This is a genomic window from Corynebacterium uterequi (genome assembly GCF_001021065.1).
GTDB classification, from domain to species: domain Bacteria; phylum Actinomycetota; class Actinomycetes; order Mycobacteriales; family Mycobacteriaceae; genus Corynebacterium; species Corynebacterium uterequi.
The window spans coordinates 496,487-511,093 of the sequence record NZ_CP011546.1; the positions used below are offsets into that span (position 1 = coordinate 496,487).

At 69.9% G+C, this 14,607-nt stretch carries 16 protein-coding genes; 6 read left to right on the forward strand and 10 right to left on the reverse strand.

Going from position 1 to position 14,607, the window contains the following annotated elements; genetic code table 11:
• Position 1: 1 nt before the first annotated feature.
• From CUTER_RS02335 to CUTER_RS02355, 5 genes are all read right to left on the reverse strand, one after another.
• Positions 2-1,105, reverse strand: a complete 1,104-nt coding sequence (locus tag CUTER_RS02335; RefSeq protein ID WP_047259077.1) for an HNH endonuclease signature motif containing protein — start codon at positions 1,103-1,105, stop codon at positions 2-4.
• Between the two features lie 93 nt (positions 1,106-1,198).
• Positions 1,199-2,428, reverse strand: coding sequence for an amidohydrolase (locus tag CUTER_RS02340; RefSeq protein WP_047259078.1), 1,230 nt, complete (start codon positions 2,426-2,428; stop codon positions 1,199-1,201).
• 18 nt (positions 2,429-2,446) lie between these two features.
• Positions 2,447-3,844, reverse strand: coding sequence for an MFS transporter (locus CUTER_RS02345; protein ID WP_047259079.1), 1,398 nt, complete (start codon positions 3,842-3,844; stop codon positions 2,447-2,449).
• Positions 3,845-3,899: 55 nt separating this feature from the next.
• Positions 3,900-5,657 (reverse strand): acetyl/propionyl/methylcrotonyl-CoA carboxylase subunit alpha, encoded by a 1,758-nt coding sequence (locus CUTER_RS02350; RefSeq protein ID WP_047259080.1) that lies wholly within the window; start codon positions 5,655-5,657, stop codon positions 3,900-3,902.
• Between the two features lie 41 nt (positions 5,658-5,698).
• Positions 5,699-6,577, reverse strand: coding sequence for a sulfurtransferase (locus CUTER_RS02355; protein ID WP_047259081.1), 879 nt, complete (start codon positions 6,575-6,577; stop codon positions 5,699-5,701).
• 196 nt (positions 6,578-6,773) lie between these two features.
• Between CUTER_RS02355 and CUTER_RS02360 the strand changes: the two genes are divergently transcribed.
• Positions 6,774-7,829, forward strand: coding sequence for a Cj0069 family protein (locus CUTER_RS02360; protein WP_047259082.1), 1,056 nt, complete (start codon positions 6,774-6,776; stop codon positions 7,827-7,829).
• Positions 7,830-7,841: 12 nt separating this feature from the next.
• Here the strand turns inward: CUTER_RS02360 and CUTER_RS02365 are convergent, their stop codons facing one another.
• The 4 genes from CUTER_RS02365 to CUTER_RS02380 are packed head-to-tail and all read right to left on the reverse strand — an operon-like array spanning position 7,842 to position 10,502.
• On the reverse strand, positions 7,842-8,258 hold the full coding sequence (locus CUTER_RS02365) for a DUF3151 domain-containing protein (RefSeq protein ID WP_047259083.1): 417 nt from the start codon (positions 8,256-8,258) through the stop codon (positions 7,842-7,844).
• Positions 8,259-8,269: 11 nt separating this feature from the next.
• Positions 8,270-8,875, reverse strand: coding sequence for a Maf family protein (locus CUTER_RS02370; RefSeq protein WP_047259084.1), 606 nt, complete (start codon positions 8,873-8,875; stop codon positions 8,270-8,272).
• Positions 8,876-8,881: 6 nt separating this feature from the next.
• Positions 8,882-9,076, reverse strand: coding sequence for an acyl-CoA carboxylase subunit epsilon (locus CUTER_RS02375; protein ID WP_047259085.1), 195 nt, complete (start codon positions 9,074-9,076; stop codon positions 8,882-8,884).
• Positions 9,077-9,095: 19 nt separating this feature from the next.
• The gene (locus tag CUTER_RS02380) at positions 9,096-10,502 is read right to left on the reverse strand and encodes a carboxyl transferase domain-containing protein (RefSeq protein WP_047259086.1); all 1,407 of its coding nucleotides are present in this window, start codon (positions 10,500-10,502) and stop codon (positions 9,096-9,098) included.
• A gap of 41 nt (positions 10,503-10,543) precedes the next feature.
• Between CUTER_RS02380 and CUTER_RS02385 the strand changes: the two genes are divergently transcribed.
• The 5 genes from CUTER_RS02385 to CUTER_RS02405 are packed head-to-tail and all read left to right on the forward strand — an operon-like array spanning position 10,544 to position 13,976.
• Positions 10,544-11,296 carry a biotin--[acetyl-CoA-carboxylase] ligase gene (locus CUTER_RS02385; RefSeq protein ID WP_236684749.1) on the forward strand — a complete coding sequence of 251 codons (753 nt, stop codon included), beginning with the start codon at positions 10,544-10,546 and terminating at the stop codon, positions 11,294-11,296.
• Positions 11,293-11,745: a hypothetical protein gene (locus CUTER_RS02390; protein ID WP_047259087.1), complete on the forward strand. Its 453-nt coding sequence runs from the start codon at positions 11,293-11,295 to the stop codon at positions 11,743-11,745. Before CUTER_RS02385 ends, CUTER_RS02390 begins: the two co-directional genes overlap by 4 nt.
• Before the next feature lie 9 nt (positions 11,746-11,754).
• Positions 11,755-12,984 (forward strand): 5-(carboxyamino)imidazole ribonucleotide synthase, encoded by a 1,230-nt coding sequence (locus CUTER_RS02395; RefSeq protein WP_269079417.1) that lies wholly within the window; start codon positions 11,755-11,757, stop codon positions 12,982-12,984.
• The gene (purE, locus tag CUTER_RS02400) at positions 12,981-13,484 is read left to right on the forward strand and encodes a 5-(carboxyamino)imidazole ribonucleotide mutase (RefSeq protein ID WP_047259089.1); all 504 of its coding nucleotides are present in this window, start codon (positions 12,981-12,983) and stop codon (positions 13,482-13,484) included. Before CUTER_RS02395 ends, purE begins: the two co-directional genes overlap by 4 nt.
• Positions 13,485-13,499: 15 nt before the next feature.
• The gene (locus tag CUTER_RS02405; RefSeq protein WP_047259090.1) at positions 13,500-13,976 is read left to right on the forward strand and encodes a YdcF family protein; all 477 of its coding nucleotides are present in this window, start codon (positions 13,500-13,502) and stop codon (positions 13,974-13,976) included.
• On the opposite strand, the gene CUTER_RS02410 is transcribed toward CUTER_RS02405, so the two are convergent.
• Positions 13,936-14,604: a TIGR03089 family protein gene (locus tag CUTER_RS02410; RefSeq protein ID WP_047260524.1), complete on the reverse strand. Its 669-nt coding sequence runs from the start codon at positions 14,602-14,604 to the stop codon at positions 13,936-13,938. The two genes, CUTER_RS02405 and CUTER_RS02410, sit on opposite strands and share 41 nt — an antisense overlap.
• Positions 14,605-14,607: the final 3 nt, after the last annotated feature.

Here is a 14,607-nt window from a genome sequence, read left to right on the forward strand (position 1 = left end):
GCTAGATCAGGTTCATGGCGCCGCGCTGGTTGGCCGGGTGTTCGCTGAGCCGTGGTGGACCGCCTCCGGGAGGTAGCCACGACACCCTGCCTCGGTGTCTCAATAGCCGGCCTCGGTGTGGCAGGCCGTTGACCCCGTTGTGGTATCCGCAGGCAGTGCACAGATTGACCGGGTTGGTGCCGCCGCCGTGTTGCCACTCGACGAGGTGGTTGATCTGGCTGGTGATGGCCGGTTGGTGGCAGTCGGGCCAGGGGCATACCGGGTTTTCGAGCATCGCGAGGTGGCGTTGTTTGAATTCGGCGAAGCGTCGTGTGTGGTAGAGGTTGATCGGCCCGTCGACGGCGGAGAATAGTCCGACGTAGCCGTGTTCTGCGAGAGTGGCGTTGACGTATTCGGCGCCGGTCATGGTGGTGCCGTCGTCGCAGGCGAGGAGGATGTCGCTGGCGTCGGCGCCGGTTGTTCGTGCTTGTTCTAGGGCGATGGCGTCGTCGAGGCCGATAATGAGGTTGCGCACGTAGGTGATGTCGCCCAGGTCGTGGTCGCCTTCGAGTAGTTCGAGGAAGGCGCGGCCGAGCTGCTCGGTCGACGGGTGGGGGTCGTCGATCAGCGCGAGGGTGCTGGCGAGCAGCCGGCGTCCGGTTTCGAGAGGCACGCTGAGGCTCAGCATTGTGCGGCGTCGTTCATGGTCGTGGCGGAAACGGGCGCGAGGCGCGTCGTCGGTGCCTGGTTCGGCGGCTCGGTTGAGTTCTTCGAGGCGCTGACGGGCGCGGCGCTGGATGGTCGTGTAGTCGCCGTCGATGGCCGCGAGTTCGCGCCGCAGTGGCCAGCGTCGGCTGGGGTCTTTCACTCGGCGCGCGTAGGAGTTGATCATTACCAGCGTGTCCGCGGAGTGCTCGAGGCGGATGGCGTCGGCGAGTGTGTCAGCCTGCTGCCGGGTATTGCGCGTGGCGCCGAGCAGGTCGGCGGCGGTGCGGACCCAGGCGCGGGCGTCGGCGAGGGGGATTCCCGTGAGGTCCGCGAGTTCGCGGGGAACGGCCTCGTGCGCGGCGCGGAGGATGTCCACTCCTCGTCGCTGGAGGGCGTTGATCTCGTCGATGATGCTCACGCCGCTTACGCTATTCGCGGCCGGGGTGGAAAGCGCGCCGACCGCGGGTCGGGGTGTGGATAACCCGCCGGGTCGGCGGGTTGGTGTGGATAACTAGCCGTTATCCTTGGCGAGCCACGGGGTCAGGGCGGCGACGGTGGCCCGGGTGCCGAGGTCGAGGGTGGGGTCGAGCTGCGGCACGAATTGGGGGGAGTGGTTGCCGGGTGCGGTGGCCGGGTCGGGGAATCCGCCGACGATCCAGAAGGTGTAGGGGACGTCGAAGGCGTTGGGCACGTCGGGGAAGTCCTCGGAGCCGGCGAACGGGTCGTAGGAGCCGGTGGCGTCGTCGCCGAGCAGCTCCTTGAAGGATTCCGTGACGCGGTGGGTGACGTCCGGGTCGTTGACGAGCAGCGGGAAGAGGTCGGAGTATTCGAACTGCGGCTCCTGGGCGCGGGCGGCGGTGCACAGGCCGCGGACGATGCGTTCGATGGCGCCGTGGAGCTGCTCTTGGACCTCGGCGGAGTAGCAGCGGGTGTTGAGGTCGAGGACGACTTCGCTGGGGATGATGTTGGACTTCGCGCCGCCGTGGATCGCGCCGACCGTGACGACGGCCATTTCTTGGGGTTTGATTTCCCGCGACACGATGGTTTGCAGGTTCATGATGACGTTCGCGGCGAGCACAATCGGGTCGACGGACTTTTCGGGCATGGAGCCGTGCGATCCGGTACCGCGCAGCGTGACCTTGATGGTGGACGCCGTGGAGAAGGAGACGCCCGCGTTGGTCGCGACCGTGCCCATGGGCAGGACGCCCATGACGTGTTGGCCGAGCATGATGTCCGGGGTGGGCATGGCGTCCGTGATGCCGTGGGCGACGAGGTCTTTGCCACCCTCGGCGGTTTCTTCGGCGGGCTGGAAGACGGCTTCGAAGGTGCCGGACCACAGCTCGCGGTGGGTTGCCAGGAAGCGGACGGTGCTGATCAGCCAGGTGGTGTGGAAGTCGTGGCCGCACATGTGCGCGACGGGTACTTCCGTGCCGGTCCGCTCGGAGACCTGGGTGGCGGTGGAGGCGTAGTCGACGCCGCTGTCTTCTTTGACCGGCAGGGCGTCGAAGTCCGCCCGCATGGCGACGGTGGGGCCGTCACCATTGGTGAGGACGGCGACGACGCCGTGCCCCACACGCTGGCCGGGCACGCCGGCGTCGTCGAGCTCGGCGAGGATGCGCTGCACGGTGCCTTCTTCCTGCATCGACAGCTCCGGGTTCTGGTGGAACCACTTGTAGAGTTCCTCACGGGCAGTGCGCGTGTCGTCGAGGTAGGCGACGGCGGCGCTGTAGAGGCTGGTCATGGGTGTTTCCTTTCGGGTTTAGCGGGTTGATGTTTTCTTTCCGAGCATAGTGAGCACGAGGAGGCAGGCTGCGACGAGGAAGGCGATATTGACGTAGAGGCCGATGCGGGCGGCGTCGAGGGGGTTGCCGGTGGTGGCGATGGCGGTGTAGACGGAGCCGGAGATGGCGACGCCGATGCCGCCGCCGAGGGAGGATGCCATTTTGTAGACGCCGGATCCGGCGCCGGTTTGGTCGGCGGGGAGTTCGGAGAGGGCCATGGAGATGGAGGGGGTGGCGTAGAGGGCGAGGCCGGCGCCGAAGAGTCCGAATCCGATGACGACGAGGACGTAGTAGACGGTGGAGGGCAGGAAGGTGAGGCTCATGAGGACGGTGGCGACGGCGAGGGCACCGGGGCCGGCGGCCATGGTCATTTTTGCGCCGAGTGTGTGGATGGCGTTGACGGAGATTTTGAGGAAGAGGATGAGGACGATGGGGTAGGCGAGGGTGAGGTAGCCGGCGGTGGCGGTGCTGAGGTGGTGGCCTTGTTGGAGGGCCCAGAGGGTGAGGGGGATGATGCCGACGGAGAGGTTGACGAGGAAGTTGGAGATGGTGGCGGCGGTGAATCCGCGGTTGCGGAAGACGCCGAGTCGCACGAGTGGGTTGGGGGAGCGTCGTTCGACGGTGAAGAAGGCGGCGAGGAGGCCGGCGGCGGCGACGGCGGCGAGGATGGTGGCGGTGGAGGCCCAGCCCCAGGTGGAGCCTCGGGTGATGAGGAGTTGGAGGGCGAGGAGTCCGATGGCGAGGGTGATGACGCCGGGGATGTCGAAGCGCTGGTTGGTGGTGGTGTTGGCGCGGGATTCGGGGATGTGCCGGGTGAGGAGGATGGCGGCGAGGGAGAAGGCGGCCGAGAGGAGGAAGGTGCCGCGCCAGCCGACGGCGGAGTTAGCGAGGACGCCGCCGACGATGGAGGCGAGTCCGGAGCCGCCGAAGGTGCCGAACGCCCAGAGGGAGGAGGCGCGTTCGCGGTCGTCGCCATCCCAGTAGGCGCCGAGCAGCGCCATGGAGGAGGGCATGATGGCGCCGATGGACATGCCTTGGAGGATGCGGCCGAGGAGGAAGAGGGGGACGGCGAGGGCTCCGGCGGCGACGGCGAGCAGGAGGCAGCCGATGATGTTGAGGAGGCAGCCGAGGGTGAAGATGCGGACGCGCCCGAGGTTGTCGGCCAGTCCGCCCCAGGCGACGATGAGCATGCCGGACAGGAGGGAGGATAGGGCGATGGCGGTGGTCATCGTCGGCGCGGACATGCCTAGTTCTTCGGCGATGCTGGGGCCGGTGTTGAGGAGGGTCTGGGCGAAGAGCCAGAAGGTGAGCAGGCCGAGGATGAAGCCGGTGAGGGCGCGGTTATCACCGCGGTAGGTTGTGGTGGGACGCGACATGCCTTCGATTATATGTCCTCGGTCACATGTATCGGGCTGTGTTGCGCTTCCTTAACTAGGCGTTGTCGGCGATGGTGAGCAGCCGCTGGTTCTTGCTCACTTGGCTTCCGGGGGCGGCGTCGAGGTTGGTGACGGTGCCGGTTTTGTGCGCGACGACGGGGGTTTCCATCTTCATTGCCTCCAGGACCAGCAGGGTTTCGCCCTCGGTGACGGTGCTGCCTTCGGTGACGTGGCAGGCGACGATGGTCGCTTGCATGGGTGAGGTGACGTCGTCGCTGTGGGCGACGGCGGTGGCGCGGGGGCGACGCCTACTGGCCGGGCGGGTGGTGGCGAGGCCGAATCCGGCGGGTAGGGCAACCTCGACTCGTCGGCCGTCGATTTCGGCGACGAAGCGTTCGCGCCACGGGGCGGAATCGGCGGAATCGGCGGTGTCATCGCCGGTGTAGGCGGTGAGGGTGTTGTCCCAGTCGTCGTCGAGCCAGCGGGTGTGGGTGGCGCCGTTGAGGAAGGCGGGGTCGTCGAGCAAGGCGCGGTGGAAGTCGACGACGGTGGGTAGGCCCTCGATGCGGAATTCGGCAAGGGCACGCCGGGCGCGGGCGATGGCCTGCTCGCGGGTGGCGCCGGTGATGATGAGTTTGGCGAGCAGGGAGTCGAAGTTGCCGTCGACGGTGCTGCCGGGGCGCACACCGGAGTCGACGCGCACGCCGGGGCCGGCGGGCTCGTGGTAGTGGGTGACCTGGCCCGGCGCGGGCAGGAAGCCGAGGGCGGGGTCTTCGCCGTTGATGCGGAATTCCAGGCTGTGGCCGCGGGTGGCGGGAGTGTCGGGGAGGTCGAGGGTCCGGCCTTCGGCGATGCGGATCTGTTCGGCGACGAGGTCGAGGCCGGTGGTTTCCTCGGTGACGGGGTGTTCGACCTGCAGGCGCGTGTTGACCTCCAGGAAGGAGACGAGGCCGTCGGGGGTGACGAGGTATTCGACGGTCCCGGCGCCGACGTAGCCGGCGGCGCGGCAGATGTCGCGCGCGGAGGCGTGGATGCGGTCGCGCTGGGCGTCGGTGAGGAAGGGCGCGGGTGCTTCCTCGACGAGCTTTTGGAAGCGGCGCTGGATGGTGCAGTCGCGGGTGCCGACGACGGCGACGTTGCCGTGGGTGTCGGCGAGGACTTGGGCTTCGACGTGGCGGGCGCGGTCGAGGTAGCGTTCGACGAAGCAGTCGCCGCGGCCGAAGGCGGCGGTGGCCTCGCGGACGGCGGAGGCGAAGAGCTCGGGGATCTCCTCGCGGGAGTGGGCGACCTTCATGCCGCGGCCGCCGCCGCCGTAGGCGGCCTTGATGGCGATGGGCAGGCCGTGGGCGTCGGCGAAGGCGAGGGCGGTGTCGGCGTCGGTGGACGAGGTGGAGGAGCCAGGTGCCATGGGGGCGTCGACGCTGGCGGCGACGCGGCGGGCGGTGACCTTGTCGCCGAGGGCGGCGATGGCCTCCGGGGTGGGACCGATCCAGATGAGGCCGGCGTCGGCGACGCGGCGGGCGGCGTCGGCGTTTTCGGAGAGGAATCCGTAGCCGGGGTGGATGGCGTCGGCGCCGCAGCGCTGGGCGAGGGCGATGATGGCGTCGACGTCGAGGTAGGCGCGCCCCGGCAGGTCGCCGGGCAGGTGGAAGGCTTCGTCGGCGTAGTTGACGAAGGGGGCGTCGGCGTCGGAGCCCGCGTAGACGGCGACGGTGTCGATGCCGAGGTCGCGCGCGGTGCGCATGATGCGCAGGGCGATCTCCCCCCGGTTTGCCACGAGAATTTTAGTGATCGGTGAGACCTGAGTGGTCACGAATCAAGACCTTCCAGCCGGGGTTCGCTAACCGTCACAGACTAGCAAAGCTCGCGTTCGATAGGCGCTTGGACAAGGTTGCCCCATTCGGTCCAGGAGCCGTCGTACACGCGGACGTCGGTAAAGCCGAGGAGGTAGCGCAGGATGAACCAGGTGTGGGCACTGCGGGCGCCGAGGAAGCAGTAGACAATGACCGGCCGGCGGGTGTCGAGCTGGCTGAAGTACGCGGCGGTGTCGGCGGCGCTGAGGAAGTAGGCGTTGGGCTGGGTGGCGTGTTCCCAGGGGATGTTGATCGCGCCGGGGATGTGGCCGGGGCGTTGCATTTCGTAGCTGCCCTTGGCGGTGAAGACGGGGGCGCGGGTGCCGGCGTAGTCGGCGTGGTCGCGGGCGTCGACGATCTGGACGTCGCTGCCGATGGCGCCGCGGACTTCGTGGTAGAAGGCGCGCAGGTCGGCGTCGGCCCGTTCGACGACGGGGTACTCGGTGGGTGGGTACATGGGTAGGTCGAAGGAGGTGTCGCGTTCCTCCGCCATCCAGGCGTCGCGGCCGCCGTCGAGGAGGCGGACGTCGGGGTGGCCGAAGAGCTCGAAGACCCACAGGGTATAGGCGGCCCACCAGTTGGCGGTGTCGCCGTAGATGACGACGGTGTCGTCGCGGGAGATGCCCTTGGCCTTCATGAGCGCGGCGAAGCGTTCGCCGTCGATGAAGTCGCGGGTGACGGGGTCGTTGAGGTCCCGGGCCCAGTCGATGCTCACCGCCCCGGGGATGTGGCCGATGTTGTAAAGCATGGTGTCTTCGTCGGATTCGACGACCCGCAGGCCGGACGTCCCGAGCCGGGCGGACAGCCACGAGGGGGTGACGATTTTGTTCGGGTGGGCGTAGTGGGCTTGATCGGAGGCAGGGTCGGTGGAAAGGCTCACGTCGGTAATCCTTGATGTGTCGCGGCGGTTATCGTTGACTGTACCGGCCGGGGCGCTAATTCATCACGCGAGGGGCTGAATCGTGTTCCGCACCACATCGGGGGTGGAGGTGTTCGACGCGGCGTTGTGGTCGCCTAACCTGGGCATTGCTGATGTGATCGCACATGCACCACACCGACCGAAAGGTAGCAGCTCAATGCACAAAGCAATTGTTGTCTTCGAAGTAGAGGGCGGGTCTGACAAGGGGCCCGACGGCCACCGCAAGGACACCATGCCGATTGTCAACGCCATTATCGACGCCGGCTGGCATTCTGAGGTCGTCTACTACCATCCGGACAACGCCGCGGAGATCTTCGATCGGGTCTCCACCGAGTTCGACGCGTATATTTCCCGCGTCAACCCCGGCACCATCCCCGGCGGCGAGAAGGGCTACTTCGAGCTGCTGACCAAGCTCGCCGACGCCGGCCTGGTGGGCATGTCCACCCCGGCGGACATGATGGCCTACGGCGCCAAGGACGCCCTGGTCAAGCTCAACCAGACCCCGTTGGTCCCGGAGGACACCGCCGCCTACTACGAGGTGGAGCAGTTCCACGAGACGTTCCCGACGTCGCTGTCCTACGGCGAGCGGGTGCTCAAGCAGAATCGTGGTTCCACCGGCGAGGGCATCTGGCGGGTGCGGCTGGCCGACGCCGAGCTGGCCGAGACCGTCACCCCGGGCACCGCCCTGCCGCTCGACACCGCGCTGAAGTGCACCGAGGCCGTGGATAACAAGACCCACGACTACACCCTCGGCGAGTTCATGGACTTCTGCGACCAGTACATTATCGGCGACAACGGCATGCTCGTCGACATGCGTTTCATGCCGCGCATCGTCGAGGGCGAGATCCGCATCCTCCTCGTCGGCCCGGACCCGGTGTTCATCGTGCACAAGAAGCCGGCCGAGGGTGGGGATTCCTTCTCCGCCACCTTGTTCTCCGGGGCGAAGTACACCTACAACAAGCCGGAGGAGTGGCCGGAGCTGCTCGACATGTTCGAAAAGGCGCGCCCGGTCATCGCCGAGAACCTCGGCGAGCAGGGCGACGTGCCGCTGATCTGGACCGCCGACTTCATGCTCGACGACGCCGAGGACGGCTCCGACACCTACGTGCTCGGCGAGATCAACTGCTCCTGCGTGGGCTTCACCTCCGAATTGGACATGGGCATCCAGCAGAAGGTGGCGGCGGAGGCGATCCGCCGCGTCGAGGCGCGCTAGGTACAGCGCTCGCTACAGCAGGGCGTCGACCGCCGCCGGGTCGGCGTCGACGAGCATGTCGCGGCAGCGGTCGTACTCCGCGGTGTCGCCGATCGCCTGCGATGCCTGGGCCAGCGCGGCGATGGCGCGCAGCACACCCTGGTTCGGCTCGTGGCTGGCGGGCACCGGGCCGAAGCCCTTCCACCCGTTGGCGCGCAGGCGATCCAGCGACCGGTGGTACGCGGTGCGGGCGAAGGCGTAGGCGACGATCCGATCCTCGGCGCTGTTGGCTCCGGCGAGCCGGGCCTCGGCGTGCGTCGCCCATGCCAGCGGCGACGCCGGGTACTCGGCGAGGGTCTCGGGGAGGGTCAGGTCGGCGCCGGCGGCCGCGGCCGGGTCGGCGGGCAGGAGGATCGGTTCGGGGGCGAGGAGATTACGTGAGGGGGCCATACGCGCCCACTCTAGCCGTCGTCGGAAGCCGACCAGAAGTCGCTGACGGTGAATCCCAGGGCGTACAGGCCACGGCGGACCACGGGCAGCGACAGCCCGATGACCCCGGAGGGGTCGCCCTCGATGCGGTCGATGAACCAGCCGCCGAGCGCTTCCAGTGTGAACGCGCCCGCGCAGCCGAACGGCTCCCCGGTGGCCGCGTAGGCGTCGATGTCGGCCGCGGTGGCGTCGGCGAAGTGGACCGTCGTGCGGCCGGTGTCGATGAACGACGATCCGCGATATATAAGGCAATGCCCGGTCAGAAGCTCCCCGGCGCGGCCGGCTTGGGCGTGCCAGCGTCGTACCGTCTCCGCGGCGGTGTACGGCTTGCCGTGCAGCTGGCCGTCGATGAGCAGCATGGAGTCGCCGCCGATGATGACGTCGTTGGGGAAGGCCGCCGCCACCGCCGACGCCTTCGCGACGGCGAGTGCCTCGACGACGTCCCGCGGGGAGTCGTACTGCGCTTCGATGGCGCGTTCGTCGACGTCGGCCGGCGCGACGAGTGGGGTGACGCCGGCGGCGGTGAGCACCGCGAGCCGGGAGGGGGATTGGGAGGCGAGAACGATCCTAGGGCGCATCGGCCGTCACCAGGCCCGGTAGGCGTTGGGGTTGAACACGGTGCCGCGCTGGTAGGGCGAGGTAGGCCGGCCCCAGCGGTTGCGGTCGTAGTCGGCGCGGGCACAGGCCTGGTCGCGCAGGCGCGTGAGCACGTCGGTGAGGGCGGCGACCTCGGCGGCGGTGGGGCGCCCGCCGAGGATCTCAAGGGTCAGTTCAGCCATGGTGAGTCCTCCGGCGGGGTTAGAGCGGTAGGTTGCCGTGCTTCTTCGGGCGGGTGGCCACGACCTTGCGGTCGAGCAGGCGCAGGGCCTCGGCGAGGTGATCGCGGGTGTGGGCCGGTTCGATGACCGCGTCGACGACGCCGGTTTCGGCTGCCACGTAGGCGGTGAGGTGCTCCGCAGCCCAGTCGGCGGCGGTGACGGGCAGCAGGGCGGCGGCGGTGTCGGCGTCGTGCGCGGCGATCTGCGCAGTGGGCCACGCGAAGGCGAAGTCGGCGCCGAGGGCCTTCGACCCCAGGGCGAGGAACGCCGGGCCGAGGGCGCTGCGCGTGACGAGGCTGAGCGTGCCGACGGTGGCGTCGGCGAGGGCGAAGGCGAGCTGGGCGACGGCGCGGCCGTGGCCGGGGTCGGCGACACCGGGCGAGTCGACGACGAACACCAGCGGGATATTAAAGGAATCGCAGAAGCGGAGGAAGCGGGCGGCGTTGGTCATCCCGGCCGCGGTGAGGTGTGCGCCGTCGGAGGCGATGACGCCGACGGCCCGCCCCGCGATCCGGGCGAGGAAGGTGCGCAGGCGGTGGCCTTCGGCGCGGAGTTCGAGCAGGCTGGCGGCGTCGACAATGCCGGCGAGGACGTCGGTGACGTCATAGGTGCCGGCCGGGTCGTCGGGCAGCACGGCGTTGAGGGCGGCTTGTGCTTCGGGCGTGGGGCCGGCGGGGTCGTCGGGCCGCGGGGCCTCGGCGAGGTTGTTGACGGGCAGGTAGCCGACGAGGCGGCGGGCGAGGTCGATGCCTTCGGCGTCGGTGCGGCAGTGAAGATCGGCCGTGAGCGCGTCTGCGGCCGTGTTGTCGACGCGGATGACGACGTCGGCGAGCTGCGGCGCCAGCGCCGCCAGCCCGGTGGTGTCCCCAGCGATGAGTGCGATCTGCGGCACCAGGCCGGACGCCTCGGTGGCGGCGCGCAGCAAGCGCCCGTAGGCGGTGAGGGCGGCCAGGCCCTCCACCGCACGGGTGCCGGTGCCGGCGTGCACGGAGATCAGCGGCACCCCGGTCTTGGCGGCGAGCTCGTACACCTTGGCGATCTTGTCGGCCGTGACCTCGCCAACGGCCCCGTCGAAGATGGTGTCGTCGTGGGAATACACGCACACCCGCCGGCCGTCGATGGTGCCGTAGCCGGTGACCACGCCGTCGGTGGCGGGCCGGGTGCGGTCCAGCTTGAAGTCGGTGACCCGGTGGCGGGCGAGGGCGTCCGTTTCGACGAAACTGGCGTCATCGAGCAGCTCGACGACGCGTTCCCGGGCGGTGCGTCGTCCGGCGGCGTGAGCGTCGGCGATGGCCTGCTCGCCGAGCGGGGCGGCCGCCTCGGCGAGGCGTGCCCGCAGGTCGGCCAGCTTGCCGGCGGTCGTGGCGGGGTCGGGTGCGGCAGTCATGCCAGACAGTGTAGGACACGCGGTGTTCTACAGTGGTGAGCGTGATCGATTATCAGCTGCTCCGCGCCGAGCTCACGCCACGGCCCTTCGCCCAGGTGGATTGGGTGGACTCGACGGGGTCCACCAACGCCGACCTGCTGGCCGCCGGCCCGCGAGACGCGGTCGCACTCCTCGCCGGGGAGCAGACCGCCGCCCGCGGCCGGTTGGGGCGCGCGTGGACCAGCCCGGCTGGGGAGCAGCTCGCCGCGTCGCTGTCGCTGGTGGTGCCGGCGGCCGACGCCGGCCGCCTGGGGACGTTGCCGCTAGCCGTGGGCGTGGGCATCGTCGACGCCATCACGGCTTACCTGCCGCAGGCTGGGCTGAAGTGGCCGAACGATGTGTTAGTGTCCGGCCGGAAGCTGTGCGGGGTGCTCGCCGAGGCGGCGGCGGTCGACGGGGGTTTCCACGTCGTCGTCGGCTTCGGCCTCAATACCGCCATGCCCGCCGCCCACCTGCCGGTTCCCCACGCGACGTCGCTGCTCGTGGAGGGCGTCGAGGTCGACCCCACGCGCCTGGCCGTCGACGTGCTCACCGGAGTCGCCGAGCGCCTAGCCCAGTGGCGGGCCGGCGACGCCCGCCTGCTCGCCGACTACCGCGACGCCTGCCTCACCCTGGGCCGCCACGTGCGGGTGGACACCCCGCAGGGCGAGGTAATCGGGGTGGCGCAGGCCGTCGCCGACGACGGTCGCATCGCCATCGACGGGCAGTGGTTCTCCGCCGGGGACGTCACCCACCTGCGCGGGTGGTCGCAGTGAGACTACCGGCCCTGCTCGACGGGGAGTTCGTCCGCCTGGACTACACCGCCCCGGCGTCCGTCATGGTCTTCCCGCTGCTGGAGTTCCTCGCCATCACCGGGGTGGTGTGGATGGCCATCGGCTTCGTTGACAACCCCACGACGATGTCCTTCGACCCGGCGGTGCGCGCCGCCCTCGTCGCGCTGTGGACGGGGCTCGGCACGTGGCGCTTCGCGCTGCCGTTGCTCAGGGCACGCCGCCAGCGGATCATCCTCACCAACCGCCGGCTCATCCTGCGCCCGCCGCGTTTCGGGGCGCGGGCGGACATCATCCCGCTGGCCCAGATCCACTCGGTGCGCAAGCACCGCTCGGGATTGTCCATCGCCGTCTACGGCCTCGACCGACCGCTGTTCGTCCCCGACGTGCCGCGGGCGAAGCGGACTGCCCAGCTCATCGAGTCCCGCGTATAGTAGGCACCCGTGAGAAATGACGCCGCCCACGCCCCCGGAATGCCCGTCGTCGCCGTCGTTGGCGATGGCCAACTAGCCCGCATGATGCAAACGGAGGCGATCGAACTCGGCGCCTCCGTGCGGCTGCTCGCCGGCGCCGACGACGCCTCCGCCGCCCAAGTGTGCGCGGACGTGGCCCTCGGCGACTACCGTGACCTCGCCGACCTGCGCGCCGTCGCCGCCGGCGCCGACGCTGTCACCTTCGACCACGAACACGTGCCCAACGAGCACCTTGACGCCCTCATCGCCGACGGCGTCAATGTGCAGCCGCGCCCCCACGCCCTCATCCACGCCCAGGACAAGCTCGTCCAGCGCACCCGCCTCAGCGAGCTGGGGGTGCCGGTGCCGGATTTCGCGGCCGTGGACAGTGTTGCCGACGCCCTTTCGTTCTTCGAGCGCGTCGACGGCCACGTGTGCCTCAAGGCGCGGCGCGGCGGCTACGACGGCAAGGGCGTGTGGTTCCCCGATACCGCCGAGGAGCTGGCGGACCTCGTCGAGGACCTGCTCGGGCGCGGGGTGCCGCTCATGGCCGAACGCAAGATCGCCTTCGAGCGGGAACTGTCCCTGCTCGTCGCCCGGCGGCCCAGCGGCGAGGTGCGCGCCTGGCCGGTGACCGAGTCCGTGCAAGCCGGCGGGGTGTGCGTCGAGGCCGTCGCCCCGGCGCCGTCGGTAAGCTCGGAGGAAGCCGACTACCTGCTGAGCCTGGCCGCCGCGGTGGCCACCGACCTCGACGTCACGGGGGTGCTCGCCGTGGAGATGTTCGCCTACCGCGACGATGCCGGCCACGCCGCGTTCGCCGTCAACGAGCTGGCCATGCGCCCGCACAACACCGGCCATTGGACGCAGGATGGCTCCGTGACCAGCCAGTTCGAGCAGCACCTGCGAGCGGTGCTCGACCTGCCGCTCGGCGATACCGCCCCCACCGCCGCGGTGACCGTCATGGCAAACACCCTCGGCGCCCCGGAGCAGCCCGACTTAGGCGTCTATGAGCGCTGCCGGCAGGTGTGGCAACGCTACCCGCAGGCCAAGATCCACCTGTACGGTAAGACCTACCGCGCCGGGCGCAAGCTCGGCCACGTCAACCTCAGCGGCGACGACCCGGAGCGCACTCGCGTCGCCGCCCGCCGGGCCGCTGACTTCCTCGTCACCGGCGTCTGGCCGGACGGCTGGACGGACTCTAGCACCAAGGAGCAAGCATGACCCCTCTCGTAGGCCTCATCATGGGATCCGATTCGGACTGGGACACCGTCGCCCCGGCCGCGGAGGTCCTCACCGAATTCGGCGTTCCCTTCGAGGTGGGGGTGGTGTCCGCGCACCGCACCCCGCAGAAGATGCTGTCCTACGCCACCAGCGCCCACGAACGCGGCCTGAAGGTCATCATCGCGTGTGCCGGCGGCGCCGCCCACCTGCCCGGAATGGTCGCGGCGGCCACCCCGCTGCCCGTCATCGGCATCCCCCGGGCGCTCAAGGACCTCGACGGGCTCGACTCCCTGCTGTCCATCGTCCAGATGCCCGGCGGCGTGCCGGTGGCGACGGTGTCCATCGGCGGGGCGAAGAACGCCGGCCTGCTGGCCGTGCGGATCCTCGGCGCCGGCGACGACCGCCTCACCGCCGCGATGGCCAGCTACCAGGCGCGGATGGCCGAGGAGGTCGCCGCCAAGGACGACGCGCTGCGCGAACGCCTCCTCGGCGAACACTAGGACAACCCGCACGGCGTGGATACCGTCGTCGTGCTCGGCTGCCAGGTCGCCGACGGCCAGCCGCGGGCCGTGTTGGAGTCGCGGCTGCGCCGGGCGCTGGGCGTGCTTGAGCAGCACCCGGACCTGCGCGTCGTCGTGAGCGGCCGCGGTGAGGCCGAGGTCATGAGCGACTGGCTCCGCCACCACGGCGTCGACCCCGCCCGGATACTCTGCGAACCCGCGGCCACGGACACGAAGGACAACCTCGACCACGCGGCCCGGCTCGCGACAGGCACGACGCGGTGGATCATCGTCACCAGCGACTTTCACGCTCTCCGGACGCGGCTGTGGGCGCGCCACCTGGGCCTTTCCGCCCGCGTTGTGCCCGCGGCGACGCCCCGTGGCAACCGGGCCAAGCACTACCTGCGAGAAGCGGGCGCGCTGCTCTACACCCTGGCCCGGCTCGCCGCGGCTACAGCAGCCGCTCGGTGGCCTTCTCTGCGGCGGCGATAGCGTCGATGCGCTGCGTCGATGCCGGCGGGACGACCACGACGCAGGACCCGCCGGCGGCTAGCGGGCGCAGGACCCGCTCGGCGAAGTCGGCGTCGTCACGCCACCCGAGGCTGAGCAGGCGCCGCGCCGCGCCGTCTGGGGCGACCACATCGGGCAGTGCCGGGGCGTCACCATAGTAGTAATCGCCGTAGAAGCGCACGATGGGGCCGAAGTCGATCACCCCGGGCGGCAGCGCGAGGCCGGTTTCCTCGACGCCGCGGCCGAAGGGGTCGTCGGTGAGCGCGAGGACGTCGACGCCGGCGTTCGCCCACCGCGCGCAGCCCTCGACGGTGGTGAACACCGCCGCCACCGGGGTGTCGCGGGAGGCGTTAACCGTGTACGGCACCCGGGCGGTCAGCGCGCCGAGGGCGATGACCGCGGCCTGCCAGCTGGGCGGGAGGTCGATGACGACCATCGCGTCGCCGTCGGGGAACAGCTCCAGTTCCTCCAACAGGAGGTTGGCGATCTTCGACGCCCAGTTGTCCAGCGTCTGGGCAGAGAAGTCCATCCGCACCGAGGCGGCGTCGTTGTAGACGGTCAAGCGCGGGGTGGCCGGGTCGGCGGCGAGGAGGTGGGCGAGTAGCTGCATGGC

Coding starts and splice junctions, on each gene's coding strand:
- CUTER_RS02365 (WP_047259083.1), bottom strand. CDS start 8,258: ATGGCCCCCTCACGTAATCTCCTCGCCCCCGAACCGATCCTCCTGCCC.
- CUTER_RS02375 (WP_047259085.1), bottom strand. CDS start 9,076: ATGGCTGAACTGACCCTTGAGATCCTCGGCGGGCGCCCCACCGCCGCC.
- purE (WP_047259089.1), top strand. CDS start 12,981: ATGACCCCTCTCGTAGGCCTCATCATGGGATCCGATTCGGACTGGGAC.
- CUTER_RS02360 (WP_047259082.1), top strand. CDS start 6,774: ATGCACAAAGCAATTGTTGTCTTCGAAGTAGAGGGCGGGTCTGACAAG.
- CUTER_RS02345 (WP_047259079.1), bottom strand. CDS start 3,844: ATGTCGCGTCCCACCACAACCTACCGCGGTGATAACCGCGCCCTCACC.
- CUTER_RS02340 (WP_047259078.1), bottom strand. CDS start 2,428: ATGACCAGCCTCTACAGCGCCGCCGTCGCCTACCTCGACGACACGCGC.
- CUTER_RS02370 (WP_047259084.1), bottom strand. CDS start 8,875: ATGCGCCCTAGGATCGTTCTCGCCTCCCAATCCCCCTCCCGGCTCGCG.
- CUTER_RS02380 (WP_047259086.1), bottom strand. CDS start 10,502: ATGACTGCCGCACCCGACCCCGCCACGACCGCCGGCAAGCTGGCCGAC.
- CUTER_RS02410 (WP_047260524.1), bottom strand. CDS start 14,604: ATGCAGCTACTCGCCCACCTCCTCGCCGCCGACCCGGCCACCCCGCGC.